Consider the following 20,478-nt stretch of genomic DNA (forward strand, 5'->3'; position numbering starts at 1 on the left):
CTTACACGAACTGCATATCTAAAAAAAGAAAAAGCTTGGATATGCATTTTGCACATCTAAGCCTGCCTCAAGATTCATTATATTTTCACTTCAATAACGGCATTAAAATCTTCAGTTCAAACCAGTTATCTTTCTGATCTACGTTGACCACACCGCCATATTTCTGTACTGCATACCGAATACTCTTTAATCCATAACCATGATAATATGTATCTTTTTTTGTAGTTTTCGGTAAGCCACCTTCAAACTTGAGCTTCCCTTCAAAATAGTTTTCAAATCGAATCATTAGAAATCCTTTTTGAGCAAATACAGAAACATGTATTAACCTTTTTTCCTCCTCTTCGATTTGTTGTTCATATTCTATCGCGTTATCTAGGGCGTTCCCAAATATCGTACTGATGTCAACCACATCCATACCGTCCAGCAATGTTCCGTCTGCTACACAAGTTAAGGTGATCCCATTTTTAATACAATGCATGCTTTTGATTGTCAGTAATGTATCCAACACGTGGTTACCCGTCTTATTCTGTGCTTCATAGGATTTGATGTCGTTTTCCATCTCTATCAAATATGCATTTCTCTTATCTGGATCTTGCTCTGCCCTCAATCCGATAATCTGATTCTTTAAATCGTGGTATTTATAATTAACGATTTCTATACTTTCCTTTGACTGCTGGTATTGTACATACTGATTCTGAAGTATATTCTGCACAGCTTTTAGTTCATGTCTGATCCTTAAATCGTTTAATTGGATATGGTATGCATATAGAATGGAAAATCCACCTAAGCCTACCAAGGTTCGAATATTGAATATTTCCTGGGTATATTGTCCGCTAAATGGTGTTCTAGCAGTCACAAAACTTAAATTACTTATGCTAAAAACTGCAACGCCTATCACAACTGTTGACCACAATTCACGATGCCTAATATTCAATTTACCGCCATCAGGTATATGACGTTTCTCTATTAGCCAGATCGTTGAAAATAAAAGTCCATAGATAATAATGAGTAGCAATGATTCAAATAACAGATTAGTTATCTCTCCATTATCAAAAAAGAAATGCACTTGCCATTGTAATGACGCTACAAATTCTGCTGCTACAAATGCCCTTACGCTAAAATAACCCGCATCAAGAGCTGTTATGTCGCAACTCACATAAATTAGCAAAAACATCATCCCAACAGCTACAACCATACACGGAATCCAAAACATAAGCGGTAAATCTTTTGTTAATACCAAAAAAGCCGATTGTACAATTAGGGCCCCTCCAGAAAAGGCTATCAGCTTCCATCCATTTAGTTGTTTTTTTAGTACTGATATGTAAATCATACAAGCAATCCACTCGGCTAATGCTGTATATAACCTCGGTATATCCGGAAGGACATCATTCATTTAATAACCTCTCCCCAATAATTGCTTAACGCTTCCATGAACGCTTTCCTTTTCGGACGGCTGACATCAAGCTCTTTTCCATTTACTACAGCAAAGCTATCATTCATGCCTTCTACATGTTCCAGATTAATCAAATAGCACCTATGTCCACGAAAAAAATGATAGCTAGCTAATTGTTTTTCGAATTCCTTCATCGTCCCTGTTGCCGTAAGCTCCTCTTTTCTCGTATAAAACGTCAGCTTATGCCCATTACTCTCTATATAATAGATATCAGAAACTTTAAGGCGATTCACCCCACTTTTCACCGTTATGGTGATAAAATGCTCTTCTCGTTTTTTCATTCGATCAATCGCCCGATTCAAGCGCTCTGAAAATGCAAAATAGGAGATTGGCTTCAATATATAATCCAATGCATCCACAGCATATCCTTTGATGGCGTACTGTGCCATATTTGTTATAAAAATAATAACCACATCGGAATCTACTTTTCTAATTTCTTCTGCTGCGGATACGCCATCCATAAAGCGCATTTGAACGTCCATTAATATGATGTCAAATTGCGCCTTATAACTTTCAACAATTTCATCACCATCAGAGTATGTTGTTATTTCAATGCTTTCATCTCTTTCTTGCTCAAACCTTCTAAGAAACTCTATTAACTGTTCTTTATAATTAACCTCGTCTTCCACTATTGCAATTCGGATCATTAAATTTCCTCTCCTTTTGGTATAATCATCAAAAGTTTAGATGAATTCAAAAAAGAAAATTGTTTTGGACAAGCATACACTATTAACGTCTTTTGGTAAATCAGTGACATGCTAGTTTTAGCAATTTCCCTTGTAGTTCCACTGATTCTTCCAGATATGAAGAAAGAAATAAAATATTAACTCTATTCCCTTGCCTTAGAGTGCACTCCAAGGTATAGACTGAACTTAACTAAAAAGAAAAGAGGTGGATTTACATGAACATTAAGCCGGTAAGTGAAAAAACCGGTACGTCTGCTGATACAATTCGTTATTACGAGCGTATCGGCTTAATACCACCAGTAAAAAGAAACAAAAATGGTGTACGTGAGTTTGATGATGAGGACATTCGCTGGATTGAGTTCTCTCGCAAAATGCGTGAAGCAGGACTATCCATTGAAGCGCTAATCGAATACATTGGGCTATTCAAAGATGGCGATGATACCACTATCCCGGCTCGTGTGGGCATATTAAGTGACGAGCGCGATGAATTGCAAAAGCGTATTGATATGATGCAAAGTGCACTCAGGCGTTTGAATTTTAAGATTGATAATTATGAAAGTCATGTTGTTCCAACCGAAAAAGAACTTCGTGAATTTGATGAACAAGAAAAGTAAACGGTAAATAAAACAATGGAGGTCTCATTATGGAATACGTAAAATTTGGCAATACTGGCATGGACGTTTCTCGTATTTGTTTAGGGGCAATGGGGTTCGGGGATGCAGAAAAGTGGACTCACAAATGGGTGTTAGATGAGGAGCATAGTCGTCCAATCATCAAAAAAGCACTCGATTTAGGGATTAATTTCTTTGATACTGCGAATATCTATTCAATGGGCGAGAGCGAGAAAATTCTTGGCCGTGCATTGAAGGATTATGCAAAACGTGACGATATTGTTCTCGCAACAAAGGTTCATCAAACAATGCGCCCAGATCGCCCTAACAGCGGTGGATTATCGCGTAAAGAAATTATGACCGAAATCAATCATAGTTTGGAGCGCTTAGAAACAGATTATGTGGATTTATATATTATTCATCGCTGGGACTATAACACACCTATTGAAGAAACGATGGAAGCTCTTCATGATGTCGTTAAATCAGGGAAAGCTCGTTATATTGGTGCGAGCGCTATGTACGCTTGGCAATTCCAAAAAGCGCAGCGTGTAGCTGAACAGAACGGCTGGACGAAATTTGTCTCCATGCAAAACCACTATAATATGATTTACCGTGAAGAAGAACGTGAAATGATTCCATTTTGTCGTGATGAAAAAATTGCGGTTACACCATACAGTCCACTTGCTTCAGGTCGTTTGACTCGCGATTGGTCAGAAACTACTCTTCGTTCTGAAACAGATACAGTTCAACACTCAAAATACGATAGTATGATGGCAGCTGATCGCAGTATCGTAGAACGTTTAGCTGAAGTTGCAAACAATCACGATGTTACGCGCGATAAGATTGCGTTAGCTTGGCTTCTTCATAAGGATCAAGTTGTCTCGCCAATTATTGGTGCTCAAAAAGAAAGCCATCTTGAGAGTGCGGTAGCTGCACTTGATATTCGCCTGACTCCTGATGAGATGAATTATTTAGAGGAATTATACGTGCCCCATCCAGTAGTAGGGCTTATTCCGGATCCGAGATTTAATAAATAATTGATGAAAAGGGACTCAGAATATTGAGTCCCTTTTCCTTACTCTTATATACCCATTTTTCTACTTGCCATCCATTTAATCATGGCTGGATCAGCGTGTGAGAAAAATTGACTTTCGCCTTCGTTTAAAGTCGCAATGGCTGCCTTATCCTCATCCGTCAATGAAAAATCAAATACATCTAGATTCTCAGCCATACGTTCAGGTTTTACGGATTTCGCAAGAACAACAATATCCTGTTCGACAAGCCAACGAACAATTACTTGAGCAACTGATTTATTATATTTCTTACCGATTTCAGTAAGTATTTCGTTATTGAAAATGTCATTTTTCCCTTCAGCAAATGGTGCCCATGCTTCCGGTACAATGCCTTCTTCTTTTAGTGCTGCAATATTTTTTGTTTGTTGATGAAATGGACTGATTTCAATTTGGTTCATTTGGGGAGTCACTTTATTAAACTCTGCTAAATCAACTGCACGATCCACAGCGAAATTGGATACACCAATCGCACGAACCTTGCCTTCCTCTTGGAGTTCCTCCATTGCACGCCAAGCACCATAAACGTCATTATACGGTTGATGGAGTAAAAGCATATCAACATAATCAAGCCCTAAACGATCAAGAGAACGTTGGAAGGAAGATTTCACACCTTTATAAGAAACATTTTCTACCCAAATTTTAGTCGTAACAAAAATTTCTTCACGCAATACACCTGAATTCGCAATACCACGACCAACGGCTTCTTCATTCATATACGACTGAGCTGTATCGATATGACGATAACCCGCCTGAATCGCATTTATAACCGCTTGCTCTGCTTCTTGTGGGTCAGTAATTTGAAAAGTTCCGAAACCTAAGATAGGAATCTCTACACCATTGTTCATTTTGACTGTCTGCATGTTAACTTCCCCCATTTACTCGTTATTTACGTTACTTACACTTGCTACTTTAAACTATGAAGTGAACTCCATAGCAAGTGTTTTTTATTTCTTTTTAAAGTCTTTTATGTTCCAAAGCTCTTCAGCTGTCTCTTCTGTTCGTTCACCTGATTGAAACTGTGCAATATGTTCATCATACGTATCAATTTTATATTGCAGTAAATCACGAACTTCATTCATCTCTTTTAGCTTCTCGTCAATTTCTTGCAATTGATCATGTAATATTTTCTTTTGACCTTTTTTCACATCACTGTCCTTATGCATTTGTGCAAGTGTGGCAAATTTAATAAGAGATTCCACAGATAAGCCCGCACGACGTAAGCTCTTCGCTAAAAAAATCCAATTCAAATCTCCCTTTGTGTAGTTTCGATATCCATTTTTATCTCGACCAACCGGTGGAATAACACCGACTCGCTCATAATAACGTAGGGTATCAATTGATAGATCAAACATTTCAACGACTTCTTTACTTTTCAAATCTTTAACATTCCCTTCTATGATGATTCGTACTCGCATTCTATTCACCAAACTTGCCCACTACTTTATCATAGATTCCTAAAGTACTTGCACAAATAATATAACTCACACTATCTTCTTTTATCACATTGACAATATTTAAAGTGGCAGCAGGACGATTTTTATCATTTCCACAGTACGAGATTGTATAATTTGCCAAGCAACAAAAAAACGCTTGAATAAATTCTCAAGCGCCTTTAATCCATAGCTGTCTTTTCAACTTCCAGATTACCTATTATAGTTTCGCAATATCATAACTACCTGAGCCCTTTACTGCAGCATTTTTCTTAGTTTTTCAATCTCATCTTCTCCCAGATGTGTCACCTTGGTAATAAAGTCGATGGACGCTCCTTCTTTTAGCATCTCAACAACGACTTGTTTTAAACCTTGTTTTATTCCTTGTTCTATCCCCTTCTCCAACTCCAAATCAAACGCATTCATAATTGTCGGGGAAGCATTTTCTTTATTGTACAACTCCATTAGCTCCGTCTCCTTTCTAATCATTGGTCGAATTTCTTCCGATAATCGTTTTGTATACACTTCTGGTAAGTGTAACAAGTAATCAATGAAATGAAAAACGGCTTGAACTGCGGTGCGCGGGTAACTTTCAGTACGGATAAGTTCACACATTAGCTTTCTTTTGAACAAATAACGTTGATGATCTTCGTCTTTTGTTTGATGCAATGCTTTTGCCGCTAAGACGATTTTACTAAAAATATTATCGGATTGTTCCAATTCCTTATCCAGATAAGCATCTGTTCGATAATTTCTATATGAATAATGTAGCTGTGTGCCAAAATAATCGTACTCAAAAAGTTCGGGTATAGCGCTTCGATTAGGGGCTGTATGAACAGCAATGGCTACAATTTTCTCTTGGTGGCGATCATAGATTCGATAAAAGTATTGAAACATTCGTTCAGGAAAATCTGTTTCATTTTTACTTTGCACTTCAATATGAATAAGAATCCATTGCTCTTTTCCATTTCTCAGGCGAACTTTTGCCAATTGGTCGGCAAAACGCCTGCCTTTTTTCTGATCCACAACTTCTTGAAACAATTCCTTGTCAAGAAAATCTGGCTCCACACTAAAATCAACCTGCGCATGTAATTCTGGTACAAAAAATAGTAAAAAGTCTTCAAATAGGTCCCCAATAACTTTTTTCCACAGACCATCCTGGTCCGCCATATTGCGTTACTTCCTCTTTTACCCATGCAACAACCATTTCACAAAACACCTCCAATAATTGATTTCAGATTATTTAATCAATTATAACATGGAGCGAACACACGTTCAATCCTTATTATGAATAAGTGTCTGTATATTTCCCCAAGTTTCCCTATTACTATCCCAATACAAACTGCCTAAAACACTTTTGGGTGAAACCCATTTATATTCATCATGTTCCCCTGAAATAATTATCTCACTATCATTGATTATTCCTAAAAACAGATTCTTTTTTATATTTAAAGTCGGTAGATTCACATGAATTATTTCTTTCCAACCTATTAAATTTTGCTCATTTATAATCAAACCAGTTTCTTCAGCCACTTCCCTAACACAAGCTTCTAGCGGAGATTCTTTTTCCTCAATGCCGCCTGTTATAGGTTGCCAAAATGATACACTTGAGTCTTTTGAAATAGGTACATGCAACAACAAAATTTTCCGGGTTACTTGATTAAAAATCCAACACTCTATACTTTCTTTCACTTTAGTCATAATTCCTCAATCCTTAAGTCCATTCTCAACATTTTTTACATTTTATAATTAATGTTGTCGGCATCATCTTCGCTTTTTCATAGGAATACCAGCTATTCGTATGCTTTTCCTTGTCTTCCTCCGACAAAGAAACTTCCTCGATAACCTTCTCAATTTGGAATCCACATTCTATTAATGTATTGATATATGTACTCACTTTGTATTGTTGCATGATGACAGGTTCATGCCAGGCTTCATGGTAATAGGAACCTTCTTCATGATAGGATTTATGGAAACGAAGCTCCCTCTCTGCAAGCTCGGCCCGGCTGAATAACGGATGCTCCCAACTGAACACGAAAATGCCGCCTGGTTTTAAATATTGATGGATATTTTCAATCGTTTGACGTAAATCGGTCGTCCAGCCTAACGCATAAATCGAGTAAACAATATCAAAGTACCCCTTGGGCAAACCCGGATTTTTCTCCATTGGGGATTCAAATAAATGGATAGGAGATTTACACGAATTCAACAGCTCCCTTGCCGTTTCAATCTGCGTCTGCGAAAGATCCACTCCCCAAAGTTCTCCAGCACTCCGTTGGTCCATGTATTGCAAGGAATGGCCGCTCCCACAACCGATATCCAACACTTTGGCGCCCTCCACGTTGCCCAATAAATTCAACTCTTCTTCCCGAGGAGCAAGCGGTCCATACTCCGGAAGAGGATTGCGTCCGAAAAATCGAGGCGCGACCTCATCCCAACTTTTTTTGTTAAGTACTAATGCATCAATACTCATGTCTAAAACCTCCAAGACTCTTATAAGGATATACATTCGACAAACAGTAGATCGCTTCCTTTTAATTCACCTAAAATCTTCGAAACGAGTTGATCACTGTTTACTACATATGTTGAAGTTATGATTTTCACTTCCTATCCAGCGAATGCGCCTTACTGGGATAGCCGAAGCATCGTTAGTAGGCTTCTTAATTTCAACATATCTATTTGAATCTTTATAAAGTCTTTATACTTTTACTTTATTCTCTTCATATGGAGGGATGTAGACGATGAAAAACATGTTAGATTTACAAGCCGTTTCGAAAAAAGTGAGAGGGAAGTATTTAGTTCACGATGTTTCTATTCAAATAGAGAAAGGTACGATTTGCGGATTACTGGGCCCTAACGGAGCGGGAAAAACCACGATTATTCGTATGCTGACTGGACTCATTCGACCAACGTCTGGGGATATTTTCATCAATGAACAAAGTGTCGTTAAAAATCGAGCATCCGCTTTAAAGAATGTCGGGGCGATTGTTGAGTCACCAATCTTTTTTCCTTATATGACAGGGAGAGAGAATTTAAAAAATTTAGTGAGACTACATGACACTATTCCAAAAATTGCTGAAGATGCGAAAGTAGTAGAGGTTTTACAAATTGTTGGACTTGAAGACCGTGCAGATGAAAAAGTCAAAACCTATTCATTAGGAATGAAGCAGCGACTAGGGATTGCCCAAGCATTATTAGGAGATCCTGCACTGCTTATTCTAGATGAACCTGCAAACGGTCTTGACCCGATGGGAATGCGGGAATTACGCGAACTAATTCTTACGTTAAAGAACAAATACGATAAGACCATTCTATTATCCAGCCATCTTCTCGATGAAATGCAAAAAATGTGTAATCAAATTGTTATGATTCGGGAAGGTAAATTAGTGTGGTCAGGGGAATTGGACAATCAGCAAAATCTTGAAGAAGTATTTATCGAGTTGATGTCAACATGAACAAGCTAATCGCGAGTGAATGGGAACGATTATGGAAACGAAAAGCCATATGGCTACTGTTTGCGGCTATTCCAGCCATGGTTTATGCAGCGGCAAAATATTGTTTACATCAAAATACCACTGTCACGCTTGATTTCCCTCAATATACCGTCATGGGGAATTTCCCGGTACTCGGACTTGCAGAGATGTTAATGACAGCCTTTAATCTTGTCGTACTCGTTATTACTACGATGGTCGTTACAGATGAATATCGATCAGGACAATTGCGAATGGTACTGATTCGAACTCATTCTTTTCGACAAATCATCTTCGCAAAATTTTTCGTAGTAATGAGTTTTATTTTTCTATATCTATTGGCCTACTTTATTATTTGCTATGGCGTGGGATCTATGATGTTTTCAAGCTCTGAGACATACCCACAATTTTATCATCAAAGTGATACGACCGTAGTGGAGGGGTTCATTTATAATCTGAAGTTTTACGGCTTAGCGTTTCTGACATTAGTAGCAATGAGCAGTGTACTGTTTTTCATCGCAATCATCAGCCATACGACAACGACAACACTTGGAATTGGCATTGGATTTTTATTCATCAGTATTGCCTATCCAACTGTCATCGGGCTATTTGGACAATTAGTGCCTAATGAGATTTTACTGAAACTATATTTCACCTCACTTCCGATGGTGCAATGGCAAGGCTTGACGTTCATGCTAGCGGAATCATCTAGTTTACTGGGTTGGATACTACTCGTGCTAGGTTGTTATATTGTCCTGTTTCAATCATTAATGATTTTAAGTACAAGAAGAAAAAACGATACTTTTATATAAGGAGCCTATATCAAATGAAGAGCCTTCTATTGAGTGAATACGAACGAACATTTAAGCGTAAAAAAACGAGCATTGGAATAGGTATTTATTTCTTTATGATAGTACTACAATGTCTCTTTATCTATTTAGTCGGCGGGGTTAGTTTTTATGATGCAGATCATTCTGTCCAGTTAAATTCAATCAACACTGCTCCGTTTTTTCTAAGAGAACTAGGACTGCTTATCAACTTTATTTTAATCCCAATGTTTGTTGTTGATAGCTTTAATGGTGAATATCATTCGGGAGCCCTGCGTCTCTTCTTAATACGGCCACAAAAAAGAGTGAAGCTGTTTCTAGCAAAATGGCTTGTGCAAGCAAGTCTTTTTTTAGCACTTACGTTTCTTACATGGCTAATCGCTACTATTTTCGGTCAAATTATGATGCCTCATGTGAATGAAACGACCTTTTTGAACACTGAATCGTTGAATTTATTCGAAGGACTGCTTTACACGCTTAAGTTTTATGGAATGACATATGTTGTTTTCTTATGTGTAATTGGCATAAGCGCCTTTATGAGTATTGTGATGCCAAACCCAATTATGGCGTATATGGGTACAGTTGCTTGCCTAATAGGTGGGATATATATTTCTGATCAATTTATCTACTTTATAATTATTTCAGATTCTATTTTCAACGTTCTAGGAAACTCTGGCCAATATGGTTTCTATGTTAGCTTACTTTTCTTATTCGTAATAAGCCATATAATGAATGTAGGAATATGGACTCGAAAACAGTGGATGGGGTGAGTGATCATTGAACAAGACAATTTTAATTGTCGATGATGAGGAAGATATCGTCGGATTTATGAAAGACTTTCTCGAAGATCAAGGATACCATGTCATAACTGCATACAATAGTAACCAAGCGCTAGATTCTCTGGTGCATAAGCCCAATCTTGTCATTTTAGATGTCATGATGCCTGGTATGAATGGATTTGAGCTTTGTGAAATGATGAGAAAAAGTATGACGTGTCCAATCATTTTTTTAAGTGCAAGAGCAAGCGAAGCAGATCGGATAAAAGGGTTATTTGTTGGTGGCGACGATTATTTAGTCAAACCCTTTAGCATGAAAGAATTGCATGCGCGTGTCATCGCCCACTTACGACGCGAGCATCGGCAACATGGATTAACGAGAAAACATTTATATTTTGGTCATTTAATAATCGATATAGATGGCCGTGAAATTTATTATCAAAATCAAGAAATCTCTTTTACAACTAAGGAATTTGACATCATTGAATTTCTTGCCCTTCATCCTGGCCAAGTATTTTCTCGAGAACAGATTTATGAGAAGTTATGGGGATATGAAGCAGAAGGAGATTCTTCAACCATTACGGAACATGTAAAAAAGATTAGGGCTAAGCTGGCAAAATATGAACCGAATCCAACCTATATTTCGACTGTATGGGGAGTGGGATATAAATGGGGAAAGTAGAACAGCCTATCCGCAAGCAGATTACCTCATCATTTTATCTCATCTTACTATTCAGTGCTGTTGCAACGATCATTACATGGGTAATCATAGCTACGATCTTTCTTTTACAAATGAATCGGATGAACCCTGCCAATTACTATGAAAAACAAATACCTGGTATTTTGAAATCGATTGAAGAAAATAAGGGAAAGTTTGTGACGGTTGATAGAAAAAAAGAGCTAGAAAAGGAAATCCCGTTAGAAGGAATCGACTACCAAGTCGTAGATAAAAACGGCAATATCCTTTTTGGTTCGATTTCCGAGCGCTATGTGAAAAGCCAAAAAGAGCTATTAAATAGTTTCAATACAAATCTTTATGATAAAAAGAGTATCGTGAAATATTACCCTACATTCAATGAGCAAGGTGAGCAAATCGGGGCCATTGGTTTTCGCTATAAACTTAGCGTAGCAGCCTCTAACCCGAACTCACAAGGTCTACCTATTGTGACTGGATTCATTTTCCTTGTGAGTCCGTTTGTTTACTTCTATTTATTTTCCTATTTGGTTGGAAAAAGATTTAGTAAAAAAATCGAGCAACCATTTAAGAACCTGATGGTAGGAGCTAGGAAAATCCAAAATCATGATCTAGACTTTCAATTGATCGAGTCCAAGAACACTAAGGAATTAAACCAATTGGTAAGAGCCTTTGAGGATATGAGAATGGCTCTGAAGGACTCGCTATTAAGGCAATGGCAATTGGAAGAGGAACGAAAAGAAATGGTAGCAGCAATTGCCCATGATCTACGAACGCCATTAACGATTATTCATGGACATGTAGAAGGATTAATAGATGGAGGAGCAAAGAACCCTGAACGTCTTGATCGCTATTTGCAAACCATTTTCTCAAGTACTCAACGCTCTATTCGTTTAATCGATCAACTGAATGAAGTATCAGCGATTGGCCGCCAAAATTTTATCATGGAACCACAAGTTGTTGATATCGCTGAGTTCATTGAACATAAAACAGAAGAGTATACCATGCTTTGTGCAAAGAAAAACATTTCTTTAAAAAGCACTTTTACTTTGGCAGATGAGGTAGGAATAGAAATAAGTATAGATCCTTATCGAGTTTCTCAAGTGTTGGATAATATTATGACAAATAGTATTCGCTATTGTCCAAACAATGGCGTAATTGAGTGGACAATCACAAAAGAACACAACAAAATCTGTTTCGAAATAATGGATAATGGTCCAGGTTTTCATCAGGAGGAGACCGAAAATGTTTTTACAAGGTTTTATCGAGGGGATACCTCGAGGTCAGGCGAAGATTCTAACTTTGGGTTGGGTTTGTATATCGCACAAATGATCGTTAAAAGGCATCATGGCTGCATTACCGTCCAGAATCGTGCCCAAGGTGGAGCTTATACGAAGGTTGTCATTAAAGATTTGGCGTAATCATGGTGTAAGTCTGCTCAATCAGCTGCATATGGTTGTTTTGTTAAGCAGGGTAGCACAGACTTTGGTTTTAGCCATCTCTGTCACTCTTGCTAATTCCGACAACCTGGTACAGCACTAAAGAAAATAGCCCTCAGACCTAGCAATCAGGTTGAGCGGCTTTTTCTAATAGGAGTTTTATATCAAATATTGAATTCACTTCTTTACATAGCTAGGTACGATTTTAAAAACTTATACGCTTTACCGGTCATCAGATTACCCCTGCATCTGCACGTCAATTTCCCGGACAACCCGCTCCCACATTTCCGGCGACGCATTATACAAATATGTCAAAACAATGCGTTGCGTTCCACGGGATATGCCAGCAAGATCAGCAGCAAGATTACTGACTAGATGGTCTTGCTGTACAGGGGGAAGAGCACGATAAAATTGCCCTGCCTGCGCGAAATCATCCTGCTTTGGCAAATCGGAACGCACAAGATGCCCCTCCACATATCTACCTTCGCCACTTGTTACAAGAGAAGCTGGCGACCAATCTTGCTGATGATTGATCGGTATTTTACGAAAATCTGGTCCCAGCCGTCGGCGCTGAGAATCCCAGTAAATATTGGCACGCCCCTGTAGCATTTTATCATCTGATAGTTCGACTCCATCCAAAAGATTGGACGGTGAAAACGCCACTTTCTCCACTTGCTCCATATAGTTATCCGGGTTTCGGTTCAATATCAGGCGACCAACTGGTAGAAGAGGGTACTGCCGTTCATCCCAAACCTTTGTATCATCCAATGGATCATAGGAAAGAGTGGCTTCGTCTTCTGGATTCATCAGCTGCACATAAAGCCCATAGACAACAGGTTTCCCCTCTGCTAGAGCATCATACAAATCCTGACCCGCGATATCTGGATTCTCGCCATTCCATCGGGAGGCTTCTTGACTGTCTATATACTGCACCCCAGCTTCAGGTATCCAGTGATATTTCACATAACTGCGAACATCTTGCCCATTCCGCCAAACATAGGTATTCACACTATAGCCTGGCATATGGCGAAAGCTTTTCACTGTCCCAGCATCCGAGTAAAGTCGAACAACAAAATGGGTGGCCTCTGGCGCTCTCGCTATGAATCTCCAGAAACGTTCGGGATCCAGCAAGTTATTTACCGGCGAGGGTAACAAAGCCTGAATGGCCTCTGGAAAACGCATGGCGTCCCGTACTAAAAATACTGGGATATGGTTACAAACTAAATCAAAAATACCCTCTTCAGTATAAAATTTAGTAGAAAATCCACGTACATTTCGCGAGGTATCTGGAGTGCCTTTATTGCTTACCGCAAGCGAAAACCTTACCGTGACTGGAACCTGCTGCCCAGGATTTTGTAAAAAGCTAAGCTTTGTGTATTTCGCCATAGAGTACACGGTTTCAAAGTAACCGAAAGCACCAAAGCCCTTCACATGCACAGGTCTTTCTAAAATTTTTGTATGGATAAAGGTCTCCAATGTTTCATGCAAAATAGTGTCCTGCTCCAATACAGGACCTCTTTCACCTACAGTCTGTGAATGCATTTCATTAGCCCTCACGTTTGAACTAGTTCTGTTTAGATCCACGGAAGAGCCTGATTCTCCATCATTATTGTTTCTCATAACGACTCCTGCCTCCTGTACCCACAAGTTAATTCCCTAAGATACAGTATTATTTATGTGAGGCTCCGTACAATTATGAATTCGCATAGCTATCCAACCTTCATTTATTGCTTTTCACCTACAGCTCTTTTATACTTTTAACTACCAATGGGAGGAGATTCAAACATGTTAAAAACAACCGTATTCGAACAGTTAAAGAATGCTATGCGAGAAAAAGATGTGCTTTCAAAAGGTGTACTAACATTATTGAAAGCAGGATTGGATAGTGCGGAAAAGGAAAAAGGTTCAGCTCTTTCAACTGAAGAGGAAGTTGCCATCGTAAATCGTGAAATCAAACAGACTCATCAAGCATTGGAAGGCGCACAAACAGCACAGCGTGAAGACTTAATTGCACAAGAAGAAGCTAAACTAGTTCTTCTTAAACAATTCTTGCCAGCACAACTTAGCGAGGAAGAAATTGTAGCGATGTTGACGGAGGCAGGAGTTGCCAAAGGCATGAATATGGGGGACGCTATGAAAATCGCAAAACCATTGCTTGCTGGAAAAACAGACGGCGGAACGATGTCGAAAGTTGTGAAAAGTTTAATTTAACTTAATAGGGGATTTCTGTGCAACATAGTTGTTTCTTGCACAGAAATCCCCTATTTTTTTCGTTCACTGTTACTCGAATATATTATTCCACACCACTTTCTAAAATAGAAAATGTACCATTCCTACAATCTATTTCGGCCATTGCTCCATATGGCAGCACAAACTTTGGCTCTGTATGACCAAAGTTCAAGTTATACAGGATAGGTAGCGAAGTCAGATCCAATTCCTTCATAATCTTTACGATAGAAGCTTTGTATTCCTCATAATATTTTTCCTGAAGAGGTTTTCCAAATACAATACCTTTTGCCTTTTGTAAAATTCCTTGCGAGCCATAGTTTCTCAACCAATATTCGACTAGCCCTGGCTCAGGTGTATCTTCTGATGTTTCAAAAAATAAAATACTGTCTTCCCAATACGATTCGTTCGGCCAGAGTGATGTTCCTTTCGCAAACTCTAGTACTTCAATACAGCCTCCGATTAATCTTCCCTGAACAACTCCTGTTCCTTGCAGCAGCTCATATCCCTTATTCGCATTCATTGTTCGTTGTCTATTTTTATTTTCAATAATCCATTCTACACGCTCACTAGTCCACTCTGTAGCTGGCTTTACTTCACCTATTGCTTCATTTGCAAATAGAGCTTTTTTCAATGCTTCTACTGTATACGCATGCATTTCCACATTTTCAGCGAAGTCTACAAGAATCGATGGTCCATAGAAGGACGTAATCCCTGCTTTATGGCAAAACAAATGTGTGATTGTCGAGTCTGAATAGCCAATAAATATTTTCGGATTATCGCGAATGACGTCAAAATCAATATACGGCAACAGACGAATGCTGTCGCTTCCTCCAATATTTGAAATGATTCCTTTAATCGAAGGGTCTTTGAATGCATCCATTAAATCTTTCGCACGCGCCTTGGGATTGTCATATAAAAAATCGGCGCCTTTTAAACTGTTCGGCATTGCAACAACTTCCAAATGAAAAACGGTTCTGAGCCTCTCTATCCCTTGTTCATAGCGCCATTTTAATTCGGGTTCCCCAGCTCCGCCCCAAGATAAACTAATCGTCGCCACTTTGTCTCCTGCTTTTAGTGCTTTTGGTTTTATTAACATGATAAAGCCCTCCCTCATCACCTTATTTCAAAATAATTAATTCAAAAAATCTAATGAATCTAATTATAATGGATAAAGCCGAAAATAGATCTATTAAATTAGGAAGGTTGCTTTTCACATACACCTCTTTTATACTTTTAACCACTAACCGAAGGGAAAAATATGCATACATTATTCAAGATTGGGGAAGATAGGCAATGAAACAAAAGAAATCTTTGAAGTTTAAAATTTTTACTGGAATCGCTCTTTTTCTAATCCTATTAGTGGCGGGATTTCTGATTTATGTAAGCTCGTACTATAAGGCCAGTTCGTTAGCTTTGGATAGTTTGAAATCTGACTCTCTAGTCACAGTTGAAGAAAACGGAGACATTGTATTTGAACCTGTATCCGATGCTAAAAACACAGGATTTATTTTCTATCCGGGAGCAAAGGTAGAGGCCTCAGCATATGCCACTTTAGCGAAAGAAATCGCCTCCAGTGGCTATACCGTTATTATTGCTAAAATGAACTTTAACTTAGCCATTTTATCACCTAATCGAGCAGATCGTATAATCAGTGAGCAGAAGGATATTGACAATTGGGTGATAGGAGGACATTCTTTAGGGGGGGTTATGGCAGCAGATTATGCACTTAAAAATGAAGAAATAAAAGGGTTAGTGTTGTTAGCCTCCTATCCCCAAAGTAAAACAAATCTTAGTAATCAACCTATAAAAGTCCTATCATTATGGGGGAGTAATGATCAAGTTGCAGATTTAAACAAAGTAAAAGATGCTAAAAATGTGATGCCAAGTGACGCAGAATTTATAGAAATAACAGGTGGCAATCATGGAGGCTTTGGAGATTATGGTCATCAAAAGGGCGATGGTGAATCTTCCATAACAAATAATCAGCAGATGATGGATACAGCAACATATATTATAGAAACTTTGGATAGCTTAAACTAGGAATGATTAACAAAGAAAAAAGGTGCTAGTCTCTCAAACAAGAGACTGGCGCCTTAATACATGATCTAGTTCTCAAGCGATTCACTTACTACCTCTTTGCTCTCTTCTTCAGCAGAAACTTTCTCATTCATTTCATTAGAAGATTCTTTCGCTTTTCTAATTTGGTTGTTCATCTCACTGTCGAGGTTTCTCATACGCTCGGCAAGTTCCTCAATTTTCTTTGCCTTACTCTCTATAAATGTCCCGCGCCCCACGTCATTTTTCATTTCTGTTTTGAGGCGGCGATGCGCGTTTTCGATGGGTACTTTCACTTGTTTTAGTGCGCTAATTTGATCAAGGGATTGGACAAATTGCAGAAGAGACGTCAATTGTACAGCTTCAGACTTTTCTTGTGTTTTGGCAGCAGCTTGTTGCTTTTCTTCTTGTTCACGCTGTTCTCTCTCGCGTTTCTGTGCTTCTATTGTCGCGATTTGTCCCTGGATTTCGGCAATTTGTTCATCGAATACTCCCAGCTGCTCTTTAATCGTCGAAAGTTCTTCCCCAGCTTCCAATGTACGTTCTATCAAATTACTTTTCGCCTCTTGCACCTTCTGCTGTTTTTCCATTAAGCTTTTGATCATAGAGGCAGACCTTTCCTGCCAATTGCCTAGCCGCGCTCGCGCCTCTTCGCTAATGAAAATAGAATCTTTTTTGCCAGGTTTCCCTGTGTTTTCATCATTTGCTTTATGGCTGATTTGTGGTGAAAAAGTTTTTGTGACTAGACTTACTTTTAATCCACTAAACACTTTCATTGCCCAACACCGTCCTTTTTGCTTCTTACTTGTTCTTATCGACATATATTGGGTTTTATTTAACAATGTGTTAGTGGCCAATCTTCATAAAGTTAACTGCCATGATGAAATAACTGATGCCATGACTTATAAAGGCTTACTAGCCATTAAAAATCGCAATGCTTGGCTAATACTCGTCGGAACGATTGACATATGATTTTCAACTGGTGATGAATAAAATTGTACGGCTTGTAAAGGTAATGAGCTCAAACGACAATATAAGGACTGTGCATTATTGTACATCTGATACTTTAGCTCCTGCTCCACCGCAATAAAAATCACACAGTTTAATTGTGTAATTTGTAAAGCTTCTTGTAATACTTGTTCTTCATTCCACCAGAGAGATGGGCTACAAATATAATAATGTGAAAATAATTGTGGTTCTCGTACGAGCGTGTGAACGAGAAATAGTCCTCCTAATGAATGTCCAAAAATAAGTTGACGCGCATCATCTACATCAACTATTTGTCGAACCATCTCTTTCACTTCTGTTATGACTTCTAAAAAATGCTCCGCTCCTCCGAAAGCTGGCCAAGGTTCGACAGAAGGATGTTCCGGTAAGTTGATGACATCACTTGGTGGTGTGAAGTCATACATACGTAGAGCAGGGAAATCTTCTTCATCTTCATAACCAACCGACACAATGACTGCCAAAGGTACATCTGTTTTTTCAGTACGCCCCGATTGCAATGCAACAATATTTTCAAAAAGATTACCATAAGCATTTCCATCTAACACGTAAAACACAGGATGGCCTTCTTTCGGCGCTGGCTCCTTTGGTATTGAAATCGTTATTCGATAGTCCGCCCCTCCCAAAGGATGACAGATTGTTTTCACAACATGTGTATAACGCATAGCTTCCCTCGATTCTTTATCCTGCGACTTTGCGACTGTTGCGGATTAACAAATAAATGAAATAGGGCACGCCTATAATAGAAATGACAATCCCGACTGGCAATTCTGCAGGCGCAAATATTGTCTTACCAATCCAATCTCCTGTTAACACGAGAATGACACCGACAATCCCACTCATCGGAATAATATGTTGATGATGAATACCTACTAATCTTCTCGAAATATGCGGAGCCAGTAATCCGACAAATGCAATACTCCCCGAAACAATCACACTCGCACTAATTAAACCAACTGCTCCAACTAATAGCAGCACACGTTGTCGGTTTGCCCGAATCCCTAAACCCGCAACCGTCACTTCGTGTAGCTGTAAAACATTCAGAATGGAGGCTTTCCAAATTAGATAGGGAATAACAACTATTACCCATGGCAACATAGACAATACCTGCTGCCAAGAAGCGCTATAAATACTTCCCGATAACCAGACTGTCGCCATCTCAAAGTCTTGGGGATTCATCTTTAGTGAAATGAAAAGAGTTAGTGCACCAAAGCCAGAATTCAATGCAATTCCTACTAAGATTAAACGTTTCGGATCGAGCTCCCCACGATAACTTGCAAGCACAAAAAGTAACAATGCTGCAACCATTCCACCAATCCAACCCCATACAGACATACCGACAATCGCTAGACTCGACATCTCCTTCATATTGCCTTGGATGACGAACATATAAAGCACCACCGCGAGTCCGACAGCAGACTGAATACCTAAAATCCCTGGGTCAGCTAAATTATTTTTAGTCACTCCTTGTAATACGGCTCCCACAATTCCAAGTGTTAAACCGACTAACACACCAATTACAATTCTAGGCATTCTAAAACTAAAGATAACGAGTTCATGATTAGGTATATGATCTATGCCAAACAACGTTCGGAACGTTTCGCGTGTGGTCAAAGGATACGTACCACTCGTTAAACTGAAATAGAAAATTACTAACGCAAAAACGAGTCCAGCAATTCCTACTATATAAAAACGAGTACTTAGCTTTCGATTAGACATGCTGTTTCCCTCCCTTTATTCGAATGAGATAAAGGAAATAAGGGACGCCTACAAGTGCTGTAATGACGCCAACTGGTGTTTCGAAAGGCGGATTAACCGCACGGCTTACTACGTCTGCCCACGCAAAAAATAGTGCGCCGAACAACCCGGCATATGGAATCACTCTTTTATAGTCCTCTCCAACTAAAAAGCGGGTAATATGGGGAATGACTAACCCTATGAACGTCACTTTACCGACTAAAGCTACGGATACACCTGTCAACAATGCTACACTCACTAACGTCAATACTTTCATCACGCCTATGTTAATACCTAGACCCTGTGCAACCTCATCTCCCAGTGATATCGCAGTAACAGACTTTGAAACGTATAGCGCAAGAACAAGCCCAATGATGGCTAAAGGCACAGACCACTGAATCATGGTTGGGTCAATTTGATGCAGTCTCGTATTGTACCAAAAGCTAATATTTTGCGAGACTTGAAAATAAGTAGCTAAAGCTTGAGAAACACCATTTAAAAACATCCCTAAAATCGTTCCAATAATGACTAGCGACAAAGGGCTCATTCCACCTGGAATAATTTTGGCGAGAGCAAAAACGAATGTGACGCCTACTATTGAGCCTATAAAAGAAAAAATAAGAAGCGTAAGAGGCTGGAGATTCGGCAAAAATATTATCGTTAATGTGATAACAAAGACCGAACCATCCGTAACCCCCATAATGCCAGGTGAAGCTAAGTAGTTCCTCGTCATCCCTTGCATAAGTGCACCTGATATTGCGATAAAAGCTCCGACTAATAAGGCCCCTAACACTCGAGGGATTCTTGACGTCCGAATGATTAAGTGTTCCATATTCGTCGAATCGAAATGAACAAACGTTTCCCAAATAGTAGAAACAGAGTAACGGGTAGCGCCATACATCGTCGAACATGCAATTGTAATAGCAAACAAACTCAATAAGAAAAAAGTTAACAATATCTTATTCTGTCGAATGATGGACATGCGGCTTCCCT

At 38.9% G+C, this 20,478-nt stretch carries 22 protein-coding genes; 9 read left to right on the top strand and 13 right to left on the bottom strand.

The features are described from left to right. Positions 1-85: 85 nt before the first annotated feature. Positions 86-1,393, bottom strand: coding sequence for an ATP-binding protein (locus tag N1I80_RS20175; RefSeq protein WP_340739619.1), 1,308 nt, complete (start codon positions 1,391-1,393; stop codon positions 86-88). Further along, positions 1,390-2,100 carry a LytR/AlgR family response regulator transcription factor gene (locus N1I80_RS20180; RefSeq protein ID WP_340739620.1) on the bottom strand — a complete coding sequence of 237 codons (711 nt, stop codon included), beginning with the start codon at positions 2,098-2,100 and terminating at the stop codon, positions 1,390-1,392. Before N1I80_RS20180 ends, N1I80_RS20175 begins: the two co-directional genes overlap by 4 nt. A gap of 254 nt (positions 2,101-2,354) precedes the next feature. Between N1I80_RS20180 and N1I80_RS20185 the strand changes: the two genes are divergently transcribed. Beyond that, positions 2,355-2,753: a MerR family transcriptional regulator gene (locus N1I80_RS20185; protein WP_340739621.1), complete on the top strand. Its 399-nt coding sequence runs from the start codon at positions 2,355-2,357 to the stop codon at positions 2,751-2,753. Positions 2,754-2,782: 29 nt separating this feature from the next. Then, entirely contained in the window at positions 2,783-3,787 is a 1,005-nt protein-coding gene (locus N1I80_RS20190; RefSeq protein ID WP_340739622.1) for an aldo/keto reductase, read from the top strand. A gap of 44 nt (positions 3,788-3,831) precedes the next feature. Here the strand turns inward: N1I80_RS20190 and N1I80_RS20195 are convergent, their stop codons facing one another. The 5 genes from N1I80_RS20195 to N1I80_RS20215 all read right to left on the bottom strand — a co-directional run bounded on the left by N1I80_RS20195 (position 3,832) and on the right by N1I80_RS20215 (position 7,726). Then, positions 3,832-4,683, bottom strand: a complete 852-nt coding sequence (locus N1I80_RS20195; protein WP_340739623.1) for an aldo/keto reductase — start codon at positions 4,681-4,683, stop codon at positions 3,832-3,834. Between the two features lie 84 nt (positions 4,684-4,767). Then, complete coding sequence (locus N1I80_RS20200; protein WP_340740105.1) at positions 4,768-5,199, bottom strand: MerR family transcriptional regulator; 432 nt, start codon at positions 5,197-5,199, stop codon at positions 4,768-4,770. A 309-nt stretch (positions 5,200-5,508) separates the two neighbouring features. Continuing rightward, a complete protein-coding gene (locus tag N1I80_RS20205) occupies positions 5,509-6,423 on the bottom strand; it encodes an Rpn family recombination-promoting nuclease/putative transposase (protein ID WP_340739624.1) in 915 nt (304 codons plus the stop codon). A gap of 105 nt (positions 6,424-6,528) precedes the next feature. Further along, the gene (locus N1I80_RS20210; RefSeq protein WP_340739625.1) at positions 6,529-6,954 is read right to left on the bottom strand and encodes an NUDIX hydrolase; all 426 of its coding nucleotides are present in this window, start codon (positions 6,952-6,954) and stop codon (positions 6,529-6,531) included. Between the two features lie 25 nt (positions 6,955-6,979). Next, positions 6,980-7,726: a class I SAM-dependent methyltransferase gene (locus N1I80_RS20215; protein WP_340739626.1), complete on the bottom strand. Its 747-nt coding sequence runs from the start codon at positions 7,724-7,726 to the stop codon at positions 6,980-6,982. Between the two features lie 268 nt (positions 7,727-7,994). Between N1I80_RS20215 and N1I80_RS20220 the strand changes: the two genes are divergently transcribed. The 5 genes from N1I80_RS20220 to N1I80_RS20240 are packed head-to-tail and all read left to right on the top strand — an operon-like array spanning position 7,995 to position 12,441. Continuing rightward, positions 7,995-8,708: an ABC transporter ATP-binding protein gene (locus tag N1I80_RS20220; protein WP_340739627.1), complete on the top strand. Its 714-nt coding sequence runs from the start codon at positions 7,995-7,997 to the stop codon at positions 8,706-8,708. Next, entirely contained in the window at positions 8,705-9,535 is an 831-nt protein-coding gene (locus tag N1I80_RS20225; RefSeq protein WP_340739628.1) for an ABC transporter permease, read from the top strand. Before N1I80_RS20220 ends, N1I80_RS20225 begins: the two co-directional genes overlap by 4 nt. A gap of 14 nt (positions 9,536-9,549) precedes the next feature. Beyond that, positions 9,550-10,320: an ABC transporter permease gene (locus N1I80_RS20230; RefSeq protein ID WP_340739629.1), complete on the top strand. Its 771-nt coding sequence runs from the start codon at positions 9,550-9,552 to the stop codon at positions 10,318-10,320. A gap of 7 nt (positions 10,321-10,327) precedes the next feature. Continuing rightward, the gene (locus N1I80_RS20235) at positions 10,328-11,008 is read left to right on the top strand and encodes a response regulator transcription factor (RefSeq protein ID WP_340739630.1); all 681 of its coding nucleotides are present in this window, start codon (positions 10,328-10,330) and stop codon (positions 11,006-11,008) included. After that, entirely contained in the window at positions 10,996-12,441 is a 1,446-nt protein-coding gene (locus tag N1I80_RS20240) for a sensor histidine kinase (RefSeq protein ID WP_340739631.1), read from the top strand. Before N1I80_RS20235 ends, N1I80_RS20240 begins: the two co-directional genes overlap by 13 nt. Positions 12,442-12,696: 255 nt before the next feature. On the opposite strand, the gene N1I80_RS20245 is transcribed toward N1I80_RS20240, so the two are convergent. Then, on the bottom strand, positions 12,697-14,001 hold the full coding sequence (locus N1I80_RS20245) for a catalase (RefSeq protein WP_340740106.1): 1,305 nt from the start codon (positions 13,999-14,001) through the stop codon (positions 12,697-12,699). A 243-nt stretch (positions 14,002-14,244) separates the two neighbouring features. On the opposite strand from N1I80_RS20245, the gene N1I80_RS20250 reads away from it, so the two are divergent. After that, positions 14,245-14,670, top strand: coding sequence for a GatB/YqeY domain-containing protein (locus N1I80_RS20250; protein WP_340739632.1), 426 nt, complete (start codon positions 14,245-14,247; stop codon positions 14,668-14,670). 82 nt (positions 14,671-14,752) lie between these two features. Here the strand turns inward: N1I80_RS20250 and N1I80_RS20255 are convergent, their stop codons facing one another. Then, positions 14,753-15,784, bottom strand: a complete 1,032-nt coding sequence (locus N1I80_RS20255; RefSeq protein WP_340739633.1) for a S66 family peptidase — start codon at positions 15,782-15,784, stop codon at positions 14,753-14,755. A 197-nt stretch (positions 15,785-15,981) separates the two neighbouring features. On the opposite strand from N1I80_RS20255, the gene N1I80_RS20260 reads away from it, so the two are divergent. Next, positions 15,982-16,728: an alpha/beta family hydrolase gene (locus tag N1I80_RS20260; protein ID WP_340739634.1), complete on the top strand. Its 747-nt coding sequence runs from the start codon at positions 15,982-15,984 to the stop codon at positions 16,726-16,728. A 65-nt stretch (positions 16,729-16,793) separates the two neighbouring features. Here the strand turns inward: N1I80_RS20260 and N1I80_RS20265 are convergent, their stop codons facing one another. The 4 genes from N1I80_RS20265 to N1I80_RS20280 form a co-directional block, all read right to left on the bottom strand. Next, positions 16,794-17,519, bottom strand: coding sequence for a hypothetical protein (locus N1I80_RS20265; protein WP_340739635.1), 726 nt, complete (start codon positions 17,517-17,519; stop codon positions 16,794-16,796). Between the two features lie 126 nt (positions 17,520-17,645). Further along, complete coding sequence (locus N1I80_RS20270; protein ID WP_340739636.1) at positions 17,646-18,413, bottom strand: alpha/beta hydrolase; 768 nt, start codon at positions 18,411-18,413, stop codon at positions 17,646-17,648. Positions 18,414-18,429: 16 nt separating this feature from the next. Then, positions 18,430-19,467 (bottom strand): FecCD family ABC transporter permease, encoded by a 1,038-nt coding sequence (locus N1I80_RS20275; protein ID WP_340739637.1) that lies wholly within the window; start codon positions 19,465-19,467, stop codon positions 18,430-18,432. After that, a complete protein-coding gene (locus tag N1I80_RS20280; protein WP_340739638.1) occupies positions 19,460-20,467 on the bottom strand; it encodes a FecCD family ABC transporter permease in 1,008 nt (335 codons plus the stop codon). Before N1I80_RS20280 ends, N1I80_RS20275 begins: the two co-directional genes overlap by 8 nt. Positions 20,468-20,478: the final 11 nt, after the last annotated feature.

Source organism: Sporosarcina sp. FSL K6-3457 (assembly GCF_038007285.1).
Taxonomy (GTDB): domain Bacteria; phylum Bacillota; class Bacilli; order Bacillales_A; family Planococcaceae; genus Sporosarcina.

Coding starts and splice junctions, on each gene's coding strand:
- N1I80_RS20220 (WP_340739627.1), top strand. CDS start 7,995: ATGAAAAACATGTTAGATTTACAAGCCGTTTCGAAAAAAGTGAGAGGG.
- N1I80_RS20185 (WP_340739621.1), top strand. CDS start 2,355: ATGAACATTAAGCCGGTAAGTGAAAAAACCGGTACGTCTGCTGATACA.
- N1I80_RS20210 (WP_340739625.1), bottom strand. CDS start 6,954: ATGACTAAAGTGAAAGAAAGTATAGAGTGTTGGATTTTTAATCAAGTA.
- N1I80_RS20230 (WP_340739629.1), top strand. CDS start 9,550: ATGAAGAGCCTTCTATTGAGTGAATACGAACGAACATTTAAGCGTAAA.
- N1I80_RS20245 (WP_340740106.1), bottom strand. CDS start 14,001: ATGCATTCACAGACTGTAGGTGAAAGAGGTCCTGTATTGGAGCAGGAC.
- N1I80_RS20275 (WP_340739637.1), bottom strand. CDS start 19,467: ATGTCTAATCGAAAGCTAAGTACTCGTTTTTATATAGTAGGAATTGCT.
- N1I80_RS20250 (WP_340739632.1), top strand. CDS start 14,245: ATGTTAAAAACAACCGTATTCGAACAGTTAAAGAATGCTATGCGAGAA.
- N1I80_RS20280 (WP_340739638.1), bottom strand. CDS start 20,467: ATGTCCATCATTCGACAGAATAAGATATTGTTAACTTTTTTCTTATTG.
- N1I80_RS20190 (WP_340739622.1), top strand. CDS start 2,783: ATGGAATACGTAAAATTTGGCAATACTGGCATGGACGTTTCTCGTATT.
- N1I80_RS20215 (WP_340739626.1), bottom strand. CDS start 7,726: ATGAGTATTGATGCATTAGTACTTAACAAAAAAAGTTGGGATGAGGTC.
- N1I80_RS20180 (WP_340739620.1), bottom strand. CDS start 2,100: ATGATCCGAATTGCAATAGTGGAAGACGAGGTTAATTATAAAGAACAG.
- N1I80_RS20255 (WP_340739633.1), bottom strand. CDS start 15,784: ATGTTAATAAAACCAAAAGCACTAAAAGCAGGAGACAAAGTGGCGACG.
- N1I80_RS20175 (WP_340739619.1), bottom strand. CDS start 1,393: ATGAATGATGTCCTTCCGGATATACCGAGGTTATATACAGCATTAGCC.
- N1I80_RS20225 (WP_340739628.1), top strand. CDS start 8,705: ATGAACAAGCTAATCGCGAGTGAATGGGAACGATTATGGAAACGAAAA.
- N1I80_RS20270 (WP_340739636.1), bottom strand. CDS start 18,413: ATGCGTTATACACATGTTGTGAAAACAATCTGTCATCCTTTGGGAGGG.
- N1I80_RS20260 (WP_340739634.1), top strand. CDS start 15,982: ATGAAACAAAAGAAATCTTTGAAGTTTAAAATTTTTACTGGAATCGCT.
- N1I80_RS20265 (WP_340739635.1), bottom strand. CDS start 17,519: ATGAAAGTGTTTAGTGGATTAAAAGTAAGTCTAGTCACAAAAACTTTT.
- N1I80_RS20195 (WP_340739623.1), bottom strand. CDS start 4,683: ATGCAGACAGTCAAAATGAACAATGGTGTAGAGATTCCTATCTTAGGT.
- N1I80_RS20205 (WP_340739624.1), bottom strand. CDS start 6,423: ATGGCGGACCAGGATGGTCTGTGGAAAAAAGTTATTGGGGACCTATTT.
- N1I80_RS20240 (WP_340739631.1), top strand. CDS start 10,996: ATGGGGAAAGTAGAACAGCCTATCCGCAAGCAGATTACCTCATCATTT.